The organism is Halomonas flagellata (assembly GCF_022487945.1).
Taxonomy (GTDB): domain Bacteria; phylum Pseudomonadota; class Gammaproteobacteria; order Pseudomonadales; family Halomonadaceae; genus Halomonas; species Halomonas flagellata.
The window spans coordinates 1-14271 of record NZ_JAKVPY010000004.1 but is presented as its reverse complement, the minus strand read 5'-3'; the positions used below and the strand labels follow the sequence as shown (position 1 = coordinate 14271).

Here is a 14271-nt window from a genome sequence, read left to right as displayed (position 1 = left end):
GCCGCCTGCTTGCCGCCGGCCTGCTGCATCAGTTGCTCGAGAATCCTGCTGGCGTTCATCCTGCTCTCCTTGGCGTCATGATCGAGTAAAGGTCGAGGGAGCCTCGACAAGCATCACGTTGACCCGCCGCAGCCCGGCGAGTTTCGACATCCGTCGCCGTCCATCGCATCATGGCGGATAACGCCGACACCTGCCGATGCTATCCATGACCCTCGACACCACCCTGCTCAACCGACGCATGACCCACTTCGACGGCCACGACGAGATCTGGCTGTTCGGCTACGGCTCGCTGATCTGGAAGGCGGACTTCCCCTTCCTGGAGCGCCGCCCGGCGCATATCCACGGCTGGGTGCGGCGCTTCTGGCAGGGCTCCCACGACCACCGCGGCACCCCGGAAGCGCCGGGCCGGGTCGCCACCCTGGTCCGTGAGCCCGGTGCCATCTGCCACGGCATGGCCTATCGCATCGCACCCGAGGTGCTGCGCCCCCTGGACGTGCGCGAGAAGAACGGCTACTTGCGCGAGGTCATCCGGCTCCATTTCGATGACGGCCAGGGTGAGGGGGAGAACGCCGAGGGGCTGGTCTATCTCGCCACCGAGGACAACGCCGCCTTTCTCGGCGAGGCACCGCTCGACGCTATCGCCGAGCAGATCGCCATGGCCCACGGCCCCAGCGGGCCGAATCGTGACTACCTGCTGAACCTGGCCCAGGCACTCCGCGACCTCGGCGTGGACGATCCCCACGTGTTCGCGCTGGCACGGCGGCTGCCCCACCCGGCACACGCCCCCGGCCCCTGAACCACGACCACGGAGAGGCCCCAGGCAAGCGCAGGGAACGCACATGGACAGGACACCAAAGCAACACCCATCGACACGCCATCGTCAACGGCACACGGGGAGCCTGCGCTGATGGCGGGCCTGGAATGGTACCAGCTCGCCCTCATCGGCCTGATCTTCGTCTGGAGCGGCTTCGTCAGGACGAGCCTGGGCTTCGGCGGGGCGGTACTCTCCCTGCCGTTCCTGCTGCTGGTGCTGAACGAGCCGCTGGTGTTCCTGCCGATCATCGCCGTGCACCTGATGATCTTCTCGAGCTGGATCGCCTGGCGCGGCCACCGGCAGCTGGTGGCCGAGAGCGAGGACGGCCGACCGGCCACCAGCAACATCGACTGGGCCTACCTGCTCAAGGCGATGAAGATCATGATCGTCCCCAAGCTGGTGGGGGTCGTGGGGCTGCTGACGCTGCCCGGCAACGTCATGACCAGCATCATCTTCGTGATCGTGCTGGTCTATGCAGTCGGCTATGTGCTGGACAGGCCGTTCCGCAGCAACCACCGCTACGTGGACTACGCCCTGCTGGCGATGGGCGGCTACGTCAGCGGCACCTCGCTGATCGGCGCCCCGCTGATCGTCGCGGTGTTCGCCTCGCATGTGGCCGCGCACCAACTGCGCGACACCCTGTTCGTGCTCTGGTTCATCCTGGTGGTGATCAAGATGGTGTCGTTCGTGATCGCCGGCGTGGACCTGCAGCTCGTCCACCATCTCTGGCTGTTGCCCTGCGCCCTGGTCGGGCATCTGCTCGGCGAGCGCGCCCACCGGCACATGCTGGCCGGCAAGACGAACCGCTACTTCCGGGTACTGGGCGTGGTGCTGATCATCGTCAGCGTGATGGGGCTGCTCAGCCCCGCGGGGTGAGGCGCGCGGCCCGGCACTCGCCAAACCGCCGCTCTGCTGCTAATGATGAGGGTGTCATCCCCAGCGGAGGGTGAACCCAGTGCCCCAGCACGAAAAGACCATCATGGCCTTCGACGACCAGGGCCGCGAGTACATCATCGATGTCTTCGTCAGCGTCCGGGACATCAGCGACCTTCAACACACCGGCGCCACCCAGCGCGGGCTGCCATCCTTCAGGACCCGGGAGGGCCACGAGGTCACCTACCTGGGCGGCGGCGAGTTCTCGGTCATGGTGCCGGGCGACGAGGTCGGCGTAACGGTCAGGACGGACGACCCAGAGTTCGTGTGAAGAGTTCGTGTGAACACGCGGCCGGCAGTGAGAGGGTCGTTTGCCGGGGGTACATCGAGGGCTTACGCTGAACGGCATGAGCGGCAGTCCCGATACCCCTTGTGAAGAGGCATGCAATGAGCAACAGGATCAAGGTGACCGCGCCACTGGTCATCCTGCACGGTGACGAGATGGCCCAGGTGGCCTTCGAGAAGATCCTCGAGAAGTTCGTGAGCTCACCCCTGGATATCGGGCTCGTGGAGATCGACCTCTCCGCGGAGCACCGGCTGCTCACCAACGGGCAGGCGGTGAACGACGCCATCGAGGCCCTCAAGCGGTTCGGGGTGGGCGTGAAGAATGCCGGCATGACGGTCAACCGCACCCAGCTCGGCGAGCTGCTCGCCAAGCACCCGGAGCTGGACGGCACCCGCCTGCATGCGCTCGCCACCAAGTCGCCCAACGGCGCCATCCGCAAGGGCATCGGCGGCAACATCACCCGCGAGGACATCCAGTTCCGCAACCTCCAGGTCAGGAGGCCCGACTGGGTCGGTCGCGACATCGAGGTCGACACCATGGAGCATGGCGGCATCAAGGACAGCTTCAACGCGCTCTCCACCGCCACCGGGGTGATCAAGCTGATGTTCGTCGGCGCCAGTGGCGACCCGGTGGAGCTCCACCGCCGCGAGGTGAACAAGGGCGACCCCTGGCTGCTCGCCACCAACAACCTGGATGACGTCAAGGCCTGGGCCCACCACTTCTTCCAGCGCGCCATCGACGAGAAGCGCGATGCCTACCTGGGCCTGAAGGACACCGTGATCGCCGGCTACGACGGGGTGATGCGGGCCGCCATCGAGCGCATCTTCGAAGCCGACTACCGCCGGCAGTTCGAGACCCTGGGTCTCGAGTACCACTACGAACTGATCGACGCCCAGGCCGCGCGCCTCGTCGCCAACCCGCCGGAGCGGGCGCTGTGGGGCGTGCCGGACAACAACACCGGCCGCAAGCTCTACAAGCTCGTCAACCAGCTCAAGCAGCACGGCATCTCCAGCCGCAAGGCCCATGTCTCGCTGTCACGGATGAGTGCCGGCGGTGGCGACCAGTACGGCAGCTACAACATGCCCGCCGAAGAGGACGGCATCCTCAAGGTCGTCGTCGATGGCGACGAGAAGCACGCCCGGCGCGTCAAGAAGGGCGATCCCATCCTGCTGATGTCCAACGACCGCCAGGCGATCAAGGACTGGGTCGGCCAGGTGTTCCGCGACGCCTCGCGCAAGGAGAAGGAGGTCTACTTCGGCCTCAAGCGCGAGTACATGGAGTACGACGAGGTCTTCAGCACGGTCATCACCGAGGTACGCCTCGAACTGGCCCAGGCCGACACCCCGCCGCCCTCTTTCATGATCATGCGGCCCTCCAGCCAGCTCATCAAGATGATCACCGACCCGCCGCGCAATGCCCTCTACCCGGCGCAGAACCTCGACGGCGACATCTTCTCGGACATCTCCGCGGCGCTCGGCGGCAGCCTGGCCACCGCCAGTTCGATCATCGAGAGCCAGAGCGGCACCATGCTCTTCGAAGCCCCCCACGGCACCGCTCACGACCTCTACCTGAAGTACCTCGAGAGCGATGGCAAGGAGGCGCACTTCAACTCTTCGGCGCTGATCTACGCCGTGGCCAACGCCCTCGAGACCCTCGGCGAGCGCGAAGGCAACGCCCCCCTGATCGACTACTCCCAGCGACTCAAGGCCGCGCTGATCGACACCGTCGCCGCCGGCATCATCACCGGCGACCTCAAGGGCAAGACCATCGACCCGGACGCGGAGCAGGTCGTGGACATGCAGGGCTTCCTCGACGCCGTGGAAGCGCGCCTCATGGTTAGCCCGGGCAGCTAGGTGTACCAGACAGGCCGGGCAACTCGGCCGGAGCCTTACCCCGGCCGAGGCCTTATCCCCGCTGGAGAGGATTCGGCGCCTTTTTCGGCGACCGTGCTGCCATCGTCAGGATATTCGCAGGAATCCGCCAGGCACTGCCTCCACGACAACACCACCTACCCCGTCATTGGCTGGCAACCACCGGGTTGCCTCCCCGGCCCATCGCGCCACCTCCAATCGATCTCACGCTAACAATGCGGAACAGGCGAAAAGAATTCCTATCTTTCGTCTAATCGATAGAACTATCAACCACCCGCCTCGAGAATCTTGCTAGAATCCCGCGCGTCTTGCAGGCGCCCCTGCCCTGGGCTGCCCGCTCATTACAACCCCCCGAGAGACGCTTCATGATCGCCACCGTCCAGAATCTCAGCCGCCCGCTGCTACGCCTGGGGCTGATCCCCCAGATCGCCATCGGCATCGCCTGCGGCATCCTGCTCGCCTCCGTCTCGCCCGAGGCGGCCCAGTCGGTATCGCTACTCGGCCAGCTGTTCATCTCCGCGCTGAAGGCCGTCGCCCCGATCCTGGTGTTCGTCCTCGTGGCGGCGGCCATCGCCGGCCACCGGCAGGGCCAACCCACCCATATCCGCTCGGTCCTGATCCTCTACCTGATCGGCACCCTGACCGCCGCCCTGGTGGCCGTCGTCGCGAGCTTCGTGTTTCCCACCACCCTGACCCTGGACGTGCCGGAGGTCAGCGGCAACCCGCCGGGCGGCATCGTCGAGATCCTCAGGAACCTCCTGCTGAACGCCGTCACCAACCCGGTCACTGCCCTGATGGAGGGCAACTTCATCGCGATCCTGGTGTGGGCCATTGGCCTCGGCATCATGCTGCGCCAGGCCGAGGAGAGCACCCGGACGATGCTGAGCGACCTCTCCGAGGCCGTGTCGAACATCGTCCGGATCGTGATCCGCTTCGCTCCGCTGGGCATCTTCGGCCTGGTCGCCACCACCCTGGCGGAGTCCGGCATGGGCGCCCTGCTCGACTATGGCCACCTGCTGATGGTGATCGTCGGCTGCATGCTGTTCGTGGCGCTGGTCACCAACCCGCTGATCGTCTACTGGCAGACCCGCCGCAACCCCTACCCGCTGGTCTTCACCTGCCTGCGCGGCAGCGCCATCACCGCCTTCTTCACGCGCAGCTCGGCGGCCAACATCCCGGTCAACCTGGAGCTGTGCAAGCGGCTGAAGCTGCACGCCGACACCTACGCGATCTCGATCCCGCTGGGCGCGACCATCAACATGAGCGGGGCCGCCATCACCATCAGCGTGATCACCCTCGCCGCCGCCCACACCCTGGGCATCGGCGTCGACTTCCCCACCGCCCTGCTGCTGTGCATCGTCTCCGCCCTGGCCGCCTGCGGCGTCTCCGGGGTGGCCGGCGGCTCGCTGCTGCTGATCCCCATGGCCGCCAGCCTCTTCGGCATCTCCACCGACGTGGCCATGCAGGTGGTGGCGATCGGCTTCGTGATCAGCGTGGTGCAGGACGCCACCGAAACGGCGCTGAACTCCTCCACCGACGTGCTGTTCACCGCGGCCGCCTGCCAGAACGATGAGCGCCGCCAGACGTGAGCCGACGACGCTGGTCCCGCAGCCAACGGGCCCGGTGCACTTGCCCCCGTCAGCCGTACCGCTCCCCCGGAGCGGCACGGCCGACGCGGAATCCCCCAAGCTCCGAGCCGGATCGTTCCCGGTGACTGGTCATGGCTCACCATGTCGAAACGCACCGCATTGACAGCAACACGGTTCGCCACTATGTTCCTTTTAAAGAACGTTCTCTAAAAGGAACACTCCGGGAGCCCGCGCCATGGACAAGCTTTCGCTCGGTACCCTCGGCCAGCACCTGCAGACCCTGCGACTCGCCCAGGGGTGGTCGCTGTCGCAGCTGGCCGCCGCCGCCGGCATCGCCAAGTCGAACCTGTCGCGGCTCGAGCAGGGCAACGGCAACCCCACCCTGGACACCATCTGGCGACTGGCGGTGCAACTCAACGTGCCCTTCGGCACCCTGGTGGCGCCGATCCGCGTGCCGCTGGGCGAGGACGGCGTGGAGGTTCGGTTGCTCGACCAGGGCAAGGACACGCCCCAGGTCGACGCCTACTGGATGCGCTGCGCCCCCCACACCGTACGCCACGCCGAGGCGCATACGCCGGGGGCCCGCGAGTCGCTCACCCTCATCAGCGGGCGGCTGGAGGCCGGTCCGGAAGGCGCCATCGAGACGCTCTCGGCCGGCGACACCCTCACCTTCCCCGCCGACCGGCCACACCTCTATCGCACCCAGGACGCCTGGGCCACGCTGCTGCTCACCATCGTCTACACCGGCCAAGGAGACACCCCATGAGCCAGCAAGCCATGCACGCCCTACCCCGTCCCTGGCTTGCGGGCCTGCGCGAGGCCATCCCGCTGCTGGGCGGCTATGTGCCGGTCGCCATCTCCTTCGGGCTGATCGCCATCCAGGCCGGCTTCAGCACCTGGGAGGCGGTTATCATCTCGACGCTCGTCTACGCCGGGGCCTCGCAGTTCCTGTTCGTCGGTATGGTCGCCGCCGGCGCACCGCTGTGGCTGGTGGTCGTCATGACGCTGCTGATCAACGCACGCCACGTGGTCTATGCCCCCAACCTGGCGCCCTGGCTGACCACCAGCCGCTGGTGGCCCTGGCTGATGCACGGCCTGACCGATCAGGTCTTCGCCCTGGCCCACAGCCGCCTGCCGCAGCTGCCGGCCTCGCAGCGCCTCGGCTGGTTCACCGGCGCCGCGCTGCTGGCCTGGGCCAGCTGGATCGGCGGCACCGCGCTGGGTGCCGTGGCCGGCGAGGAGTTGACCATGCGCTGGCCGCTGCTCGGCGAGGTCATGCCCTTCGCCCTGCCGGCCCTGTTCCTGGTGCTGGTGGCGCCGCGCTTCACCTCCCGGCGCTGGTCGCTGGCGCTGGGCAGTGCCATCGCCATCGCGGCGCTGCTCACCGTGAACGGGCTGACCAACGCCGCCATCCCCCTCGCCGCCGCCTGCGGGGCCCTGTGCTTCTATCTGGTGAAGTTTGACGTGACAACGCGAGGAGAACGAGATGAGTAGCGCACTCTGGCTGGCCGTGCTGGCCTCGGCGGCAGGCACCCTGCTGATGCGCCTGCTGCCGCTGCTGTGGATGCAGCGCCGTCTCCAGAAGTCCGCCAGTGAAGACGGCCTCGAGGCCATGCCCCAGTGGCTCGGCATCCTCGGCCCCTTGATGATCGCCGCGGTGCTCGGCGTCTCGCTGGTCCCGGCGACCACCGACGCCAGCTCCTGGCTCGCCACGGCGCTCGGCGTGCTCGTGACCCTGCTGGTCTGGTGGCGACTGCGCTCGCTGGGCTGGCCGGTGGCCGCCGGCGTGGCGGCCTATGGGGTGGTGATAATCCTGGCGGGACTGGCGACACCGTAGGCGGGGTTCTTGCGGGTAGCCCGGCCGTTGGCCGAGCACAGCTACGCTTTGTCCGAAAACTGCCTGCGCTCGCCGACTTTTCAGACAAAGTTTCGCGAAGGTGATGGAATCCAACTAGACTAGATTAGTCTAGTCCATTTGAGCGAGGCGCTTACCATGGACACCGTCAATATCCACGAAGCCAAGACGCATCTGTCCCGGCTTCTGGCGCGCGCGGCGAAGGGCGAGACCGTGGTGATCGCCAAGGCGGGCCAGCCCATCGCCAAGCTCACCCCCATCGATGCGCCGTCGGCTGGCAAGACGCGCCGCCTCGGATTCCTGGAGGGCGTGTTCCAGATCCCCGACGATTTCGACACCATGGGCAGCGATGCGATTGCCGAGATATTCGAAGGCGGCGAATCGCCATGATGCTGCTGCTGGATACGCACCTGCTGCTCTGGGCCGCCTCGCAGCCGGACCGCCTCTCGGCAGCGGCCCGAGAGAAGCTGCTGGATGAGAACAACGAGCCCTGCTTCAGCGCCGCCAGCCTCTGGGAGCTGACCATCAAGGCCAGCCTGGGGCGTCCCGACTTCCGAGTGGACCCTTACCTGCTGCGCCGCGGCCTGGTCGATAACGGCTACACGGAACTGCCCATCACCAGCAGCCACGCCCTTGCCGTCCACCACTTGCCCCGCATCCACCGCGACCCGTTCGACCGCCTGCTCGTCGCCCAAGCCGAGAGCGAGGGCATGCTGCTGCTGACTGCCGACGCGGCAGTGGCGCGCTACCCCGGCCCGATCATGCGGGTGTAGCGGTTCACGAATCTCACGCTGTCACTCACCATCAATGCGTTGACGCTACCCCGCACGCCCCACTGTGAGACGGCCAGGCACGTCGCCTCACCACCTTCGCACTGATCGTGCTCAGCAGAAGTGGACAGAGGGAGACGATAAAGCATGGTGGGCCAGCTTCTCTCAAAATCAATCAACAATCAGTTGATATTAATGTACTTTTTGTTTTTTGATTGTCGATGATGCCCCCATATATGCCCCCTGAGATATGGTTATACCATCTGCCGGGAGCGAGACACGGGTCTAACTACCATGCCCCTTCATTAACGCCAGGTGTGGTGAAGTCGTCATAGCCAGAACCGATGTTCCCCTCGTTAATGTCAGGTGTGGATAGATCGTCGTAGCCGGACCCGATGGCACCTTCGTTGATGCCCGGGGTTGAGAGGTCGTCATAGCCCGACCCGATGCTGCCCTCATTGATGCCTGGCGTGGAGAGATCGTCGTAGCCGGAGCCGATGGCGCCCTCGTTAATGCCGGGAGTGGTGAAGTCGTCGTATCCGGAGCCAATAGCGCCTTCGTTGACCCCCGAGGTGGTGAAATCATCATAATCCTGCGCGGCTGCCGGCAGGGCCATGGTAAGTAGCATCGAAGTCACAAGGGTGAACTGGCTAATCATGTTTTCTCATCCTGCCTGGCCAACTGTAGCCGCCCATTACGCTCCTGGATGTGCTCGCTGTCATGTAGGTCCTGAAGCACGGTTTCCACACGCTGGCGGATTGGCTGGGTCAGGCGTTTGAAGCCGAGCAGGTTGATGGCGGCCCCCATGGCATCCACTGGCTCGATCGAGACGCTGTCTCTTACTGTGAGCAGGATGGCATGCTCCAGTTCGCTGGGTGGCACTAGCTCGAACTTTCGCTGGCCGGCGGGCAAGCTGCTCCAGTCGCGCTGGGGCGGCACCTCCCGTTCTGGCGTATCCAGGAAGTCGCCCTGACGTTGCAGGCGTCCCTGTCGCTCCATTGTCCGGCTCTCAGCTTCGACACGCCGTTGGATACGTGCGCCGGCTCGTTGCAGCCCGGTGGCGTCGGTTAGCCGAGACAGCAGCATCTTGATGTGCATCGGCCCTTCATGAGCCACTGCTTGGTGAATGGCCTCTTGAAGTCGATGGCTCGGGATCTCCTCGAACTGGCTATCGACTGGCGAAAGCCCTAATGCATTAGTATCTACGGGCGAGTAGGCAGAGATGCTGGGCGCAGCGTGTGAGGTCACCTCCCGCTCGATGTTGGCCGAGACAGGCTCCGGCTCCTCAGTTACCTCGTCCAGCTCCTCCTCGCCTGGCTCGGTGGCTTGATGGGTGAACTCTAGGGCGTCCTCTTCCATCGCAGAGCTCGCCGCTTCAAGGGCCTTCTGATGGCGCTGGGCAGCTTCGATCGCTTCCTTCAGGCGCTGCGTCTCGGCCGGGGCGTTTCGGAACCACTCCGTGCTCCAGATACGATGGAAACGCCACCCAAGACCCTCCAGTACCGATTGCCGCAGGCGGTCGCGATCCCTGGCCACGGCACTGCTGTGATAGCTGGCACCGTCACATTCCACGGCCAACAAGAATCGACCCGGGGCATCATGATCCCTCACCGCCAGATCAATGAAGAACCCCTGACTACCAACCTGGGGCTGTACCTCATAGCCCAGATCCTGAATAGCTCGCATCACCTCCCACTCGAAAGGCGAGTCAGGCTCCCTGTCCGTCATTTCGTGGGTCGGCAGTTCCCCAGTTTCGGCATACTTCAGGAAGGCTTGCAGAGCACGGACCCCGAACGGGGATGACTCGGTGACCTTCAACTCATCGGCCTGGAAGTTGGCGAAGACATCCATGGCCAGTCGAGCGCGAGAAATAAGTACGTTCAGGCGTCGCTCGCCGCCTGTCTTGTTGATTGGGCCGAAATTCTGCCCGAGGCGGCCTGCCGACGTGCGTCCGTACCCAACGCTGATGAAGATCACGTCGCGCTCGTCGCCCTGAACGTTTTCCAGGTTCTTGATGAAGAATTCGCCGCCCCCGTCGTGATGGCGGAAGAAGTCCTCGAGTTCCTCGTGCTCGCGACGCAGGCGTTCCACCTCCAGCAGAATCGCTTCTCGCTGGGCAGTACTGAAGGCCACCACCCCGAGTGACAGCTGGGGCGATTGCTGGGCATGCTGGATCACCGCCTCGGCGACGGCACGGGCCTCGCCCGCGTTGGTCCGCGACCCACCGCGATCGTAGAGGGTCTCGGGCAAGTGACGGAAACGCAACCCTCTGGCGTCGGGATGGACACCGGGGCTGGGGAAGATCAACAGCTGATTGTCGTAGAACTGGTCATTCGAGACGGCGATCAAGGAGTGGTGGCGACTACGGTAGTGCCAGCGCAACATGCGCTCCGGCATGCCACGAGCCTTCATCATGCCGAGAATGCTCTCCACGTCGGCCGTGGCGCTCTCGTCGGCCTCTTCATCGCTGAGCTCGACGGACTGACCGAAGAAATTGGTGGGAGGCATCTGCTTGCTGTCGCCGACCACCACGACTTGGCGCCCCCGCAGAATAGCACCCAGGGCCTCAGGCGCCGGGATCTGGCTGGCCTCGTCAAAGATCACCAAGTCGAAATCAAGGTTGCCCTGGGCGAGATAGCCGGCGACCGACATCGGACTCATCATGAAAACAGGCTTCGCCTGCTGGATGACCGTGCCCGCCTCGCGCAACAGGCGGCGAATGGGCAGGTGGCGACGCTTCTTAGTGAACTCCCGGCGCAGGACCTCCATCTCGCCGGCCGCATGATAGGCCGGAAGGGCATTATGGAGCCGCTCGACAAGCGACTCCTGCGCGTAGCGAAAGCAAGCCTCGTCGAGCCGGTTGAACTCCTGAATCAGGCGCTCATGGGTCAGGCGATCGAAGCGTCCCAGACGCGGTCGCTCGATATAGGCATGATCAACCAGACCGCCGTAGTAACTCAGCGCCAGCCACGGGGTGAGCGCACGTGGCGCGTGTGACCAGCTGGCAAGAGACTCGACCAGGTGCCCCAGGCCGGCATCCTCGAGGTCTTCTCTGAGCTGATTGAAGCGTACCACCGAGTACAGTTGCTCAGTGTCTCGCCAGCCGGCTAAACGCTGATGCCATGTGCCCAGCGCCACCGAGGATCCCTCTTCCTGCCACTGGATCTGATGACACAGCTCCAGAAGTATCCCTTGGACGCTCTCGGACTGAGTCAGCAGAGCTTCGACCTGGTCACTGTGTTCACGCAGGTCCGGGTTGCCATCCAGGAAGGCGGCCAGCCCTGCAGGCAGCTCGCCTTTGCCGATTGCCTCATACAGATCCACGATCCAGTCGGCGAGCTGCGCCAGCACGGGCCAGTCGCTCTCCTCGCCCTGCCACTGGGCGCCGAACAGGGTCTGGCAGGTCGGCGCCAGACGCTGCAGGGTCTGACGGTGCTGCTGGGCTTCCAGGATCTCGTCCACCCAGGCCAACCACTCCACCGGCGACCCCGTCAGCTGTTGGCGAGCGTAGCCCTTCAAGGCCCTCGCGGCCCGCCGGTACTCGCCGGAAAAGACGCGCCACCACTTGTCGGCTCGCCCGGCGAGGCCGGTGCGGATCGGCAGCAGGTCGGCCTCATACACGGCCTCGATGAAGCGTGGCTGCATGGTTTCACGCGTACGTGTCAGAGCCTGGCCGGCGGCAATAGCCTGGCGGACCTCGTCTCGCCGCGCCTGCCACTCCTCAGTGTTGACCCGCACGCCGGCGAGGTGCGGCGCCTGCAGCGCCCGTTGCCCAGCACGTTGGAGGATGGCGATGTCGTCGAAATCCTGCGGGATGGGCAGCTGCATGACCGTCGCCAGGGCGACCGCGTTATCGGTCAGCGCCGTCAGCTGATCGGATGCCCGCTGGACCAGCTTGCGAAGCTCCTGCTCTTCTCCCGGTGACAACGCGTGACGGGTAGAGAGGCGAAAGGGGTTGTCGGAGGGAGGGCCATATTCCGCCAGGTAATCGCCCATAGCGTCCATGGCACGCCGCCCTCGCGCCAGGTCCTGGGGGCTCCAGTGGCGAAGACACTCGAAGTCGATCCGTGACAACGCTCTCAGGCGCTCGTCTCGCTGGAGCTCCAGCATTCGTCCCAGAGCAATCACGTAATCTGTCCGTGAGGACAGGATGGGCGTGCGGAGATCTTCCACATAAGCGTCCAGGGATTCGCGGACTTCGCCGAGGCGCTGATATTCGTGGGTACGGTCCGGGACCTTGGGACGACCGTTCTCGTATACCCGGCGTAATGAGTCGAGGACCGCCTTCTTGTTGCTCTTGTGGCTATGCAGCTCCAGAACCGCATCACCGAGATGGCACTCGTCCAGACGCGATTTGACGACTTCCAGGGCGGCCATCTTCTGCGCCACGAACAGGACCTTCTGCCCGCGCGCCAGGGCTTCACCGATCAGGTTACTGATGGTCTGCGACTTGCCTGTCCCCGGTGGCCCCTGGACCACCAGGCTGGCGCCTTCCATCACCGCGAGGATGGCCTCGAGCTGGCTGGAGTCGGCGTCCTTGACGAGGTGTAACGACTCGGGTGTCTTGAGCAGATCATGGCCGGAAGACGCCTCAAGGCGTTCGGCATCTTCTTGGTAGCCCTTCTCGAACAGTTTCTCGAGCTGGGGGTGCGCCAGCAGGTCATGAGATTCCGGCCAATTGACCGGGTCCAGGTCGGTGTACATCTGGAACTTCCCGAACGAGAAGATGCCCAGCCGAATCTGGTCGGCATGAACGCGCCAGCGAGGGCGATCGTCAATCATCTCCTCGATTCGGCCGAAATAGTCGATCAGGGGCGTGGCGTCATCGAATTCAGGAAGGATCAGCCGGAAGTCCTGCTTCAACCGGGCGGCCAGGGCCAGGTTGCCGCCCATATCGGCGTCGGTGAATGATAGGGAAAAGCTGGCGCGAGCAGACTCCCGTTGTAGCTCCACGGGAACCAGAACCAAGGGGGCGAGGCGCGGCGTGTGCGCGTTTTCGTCCTCGTACCACTCCAGGAACCCCAGCGCGAGATAGAGCACTTCGATGCCCTGCTCCTGCAGCAGCGTATGCGCCTCGTTCTCCAGCTTGATCAAGCGCGTATCGAGCTCTCGGGCCGGTAGTTTAGTCTGCAGGTAGAGATCGTTGAAACGCTCTTCACCTTGCTGCTGCTCGAGATACTCCTCGAGAGGTGGGAGGGGTTCAGCAGCGTCTTCTCCCTCGGCTCCCGCATCCTCGCCTTCCTCGTCTCGTGTGTAGGCCTCCGGCAAGGGCAGGAAACGCATGGCCTTGCGCTCCTCGACCAGAATGTTGGCGACCTCGGTCGATCGCTCATCGATGATCTCCAGAAAGCGCTTGTTGCTGGGCACATGTAGCAGCGGATTTCCCCGCAGGCCCATGTCGAGGAGCTCATGGCGAGCGAGCTCAAGTTTCTGCTGGAGTGAAGACTTGTCCATATTTTCGCGTTCCCTGCGTGGGTCACGTATCTGTCAGAGTGAAAACTGTTAAGCCGGTACCCTACAGGTACCCTTGATAGCCAACGCACTCAAGGCGTGAATAGCTACACCATTATGCATGCAAGACCACTCCCGGCCCACCAGCTACTTTAGAACCAGGAAAGGGAACTGCCTTTCAGCCTCCTCATCCGCCAGCAGCGGCATGCTGAATTTTTCGTGATCGCTCATGGCGTCCAGCACGGCGTCGGTGACTCGCCTGGGAAAGAGACCGTGCATCACCTAGCCTTCACTGTGGTTGCGGACCTGAGCCATCACCGCTTAGTTGTGCTCGATACGGTCAGTGATGCAGTTACAGATGTTTAGCCCATGCTGGTCAGCGACCTCGACTCCGCGAAGATCTACAGCTATAAGATTTCATCCAAATACCCCTTGAACGAGTAAAGGGGGTACGCCCCCGATTCTTCCATAACTTGTAACGGCTATATTGGAAGCTAATTTGGCCCAGGAAACTAATCACCCAAATCATCTACCCCTGATATTCACCGGGCAGCCCTGGAAATGAAGATGGCGGTTGGTATCCTACTGATAAATCAGAGAGTTCCTGGCAGAACCTGATTCAGGAGGACCAACCGCCATGGGTGAAACCCTAACGACCTGGTCGCCGTCCTGCAACGGCTCCGTCAACGTCCAGCTCAGCGG

At 64.2% G+C, this 14271-nt stretch carries 12 protein-coding genes; 10 read left to right on the top strand and 2 right to left on the bottom strand.

Going from position 1 to position 14271, the window contains the following annotated elements:
• The first annotated feature begins 205 nt into the window (after window positions 1-205).
• The 10 genes from MKP05_RS04035 (at window position 206) to MKP05_RS03990 (ending at window position 8121) form a co-directional block, all read left to right on the top strand.
• Window positions 206-796 carry a gamma-glutamylcyclotransferase gene (locus tag MKP05_RS04035; RefSeq protein ID WP_240567142.1) on the top strand — a complete coding sequence of 197 codons (591 nt, stop codon included), beginning with the start codon at window positions 206-208 and terminating at the stop codon, window positions 794-796.
• 111 nt (window positions 797-907) lie between these two features.
• Window positions 908-1690 carry a TSUP family transporter gene (locus MKP05_RS04030; protein ID WP_240567141.1) on the top strand — a complete coding sequence of 261 codons (783 nt, stop codon included), beginning with the start codon at window positions 908-910 and terminating at the stop codon, window positions 1688-1690.
• 79 nt (window positions 1691-1769) lie between these two features.
• Window positions 1770-2018, top strand: a complete 249-nt coding sequence (locus MKP05_RS04025) for a hypothetical protein (RefSeq protein WP_146218667.1) — start codon at window positions 1770-1772, stop codon at window positions 2016-2018.
• A gap of 116 nt (window positions 2019-2134) precedes the next feature.
• Window positions 2135-3886: an isocitrate/isopropylmalate family dehydrogenase gene (locus MKP05_RS04020; RefSeq protein ID WP_240567140.1), complete on the top strand. Its 1752-nt coding sequence runs from the start codon at window positions 2135-2137 to the stop codon at window positions 3884-3886.
• Between the two features lie 383 nt (window positions 3887-4269).
• Window positions 4270-5493 (top strand): serine/threonine transporter SstT, encoded by a 1224-nt coding sequence (sstT, locus tag MKP05_RS04015; protein WP_240567139.1) that lies wholly within the window; start codon window positions 4270-4272, stop codon window positions 5491-5493.
• A gap of 235 nt (window positions 5494-5728) precedes the next feature.
• Complete coding sequence (locus MKP05_RS04010) at window positions 5729-6259, top strand: helix-turn-helix domain-containing protein (protein WP_240567138.1); 531 nt, start codon at window positions 5729-5731, stop codon at window positions 6257-6259.
• A complete protein-coding gene (locus MKP05_RS04005) occupies window positions 6256-6987 on the top strand; it encodes an AzlC family ABC transporter permease (RefSeq protein WP_240567137.1) in 732 nt (243 codons plus the stop codon). Before MKP05_RS04010 ends, MKP05_RS04005 begins: the two co-directional genes overlap by 4 nt.
• Window positions 6980-7330 carry an AzlD domain-containing protein gene (locus tag MKP05_RS04000; RefSeq protein WP_240567136.1) on the top strand — a complete coding sequence of 117 codons (351 nt, stop codon included), beginning with the start codon at window positions 6980-6982 and terminating at the stop codon, window positions 7328-7330. The genes MKP05_RS04005 and MKP05_RS04000 overlap by 8 nt, the downstream gene beginning before the upstream one ends.
• Before the next feature lie 156 nt (window positions 7331-7486).
• Window positions 7487-7738 carry a type II toxin-antitoxin system Phd/YefM family antitoxin gene (locus tag MKP05_RS03995; protein WP_240567135.1) on the top strand — a complete coding sequence of 84 codons (252 nt, stop codon included), beginning with the start codon at window positions 7487-7489 and terminating at the stop codon, window positions 7736-7738.
• The gene (locus tag MKP05_RS03990) at window positions 7735-8121 is read left to right on the top strand and encodes a type II toxin-antitoxin system VapC family toxin (RefSeq protein WP_240567134.1); all 387 of its coding nucleotides are present in this window, start codon (window positions 7735-7737) and stop codon (window positions 8119-8121) included. The genes MKP05_RS03995 and MKP05_RS03990 overlap by 4 nt, the downstream gene beginning before the upstream one ends.
• Window positions 8122-8407: 286 nt before the next feature.
• Here the strand turns inward: MKP05_RS03990 and MKP05_RS03985 are convergent, their stop codons facing one another.
• Window positions 8408-8776 carry a hypothetical protein gene (locus MKP05_RS03985; RefSeq protein WP_240567133.1) on the bottom strand — a complete coding sequence of 123 codons (369 nt, stop codon included), beginning with the start codon at window positions 8774-8776 and terminating at the stop codon, window positions 8408-8410.
• Complete coding sequence (locus tag MKP05_RS03980; protein ID WP_240567132.1) at window positions 8773-13572, bottom strand: DUF3320 domain-containing protein; 4800 nt, start codon at window positions 13570-13572, stop codon at window positions 8773-8775. Before MKP05_RS03980 ends, MKP05_RS03985 begins: the two co-directional genes overlap by 4 nt.
• Window positions 13573-14271: the final 699 nt, after the last annotated feature.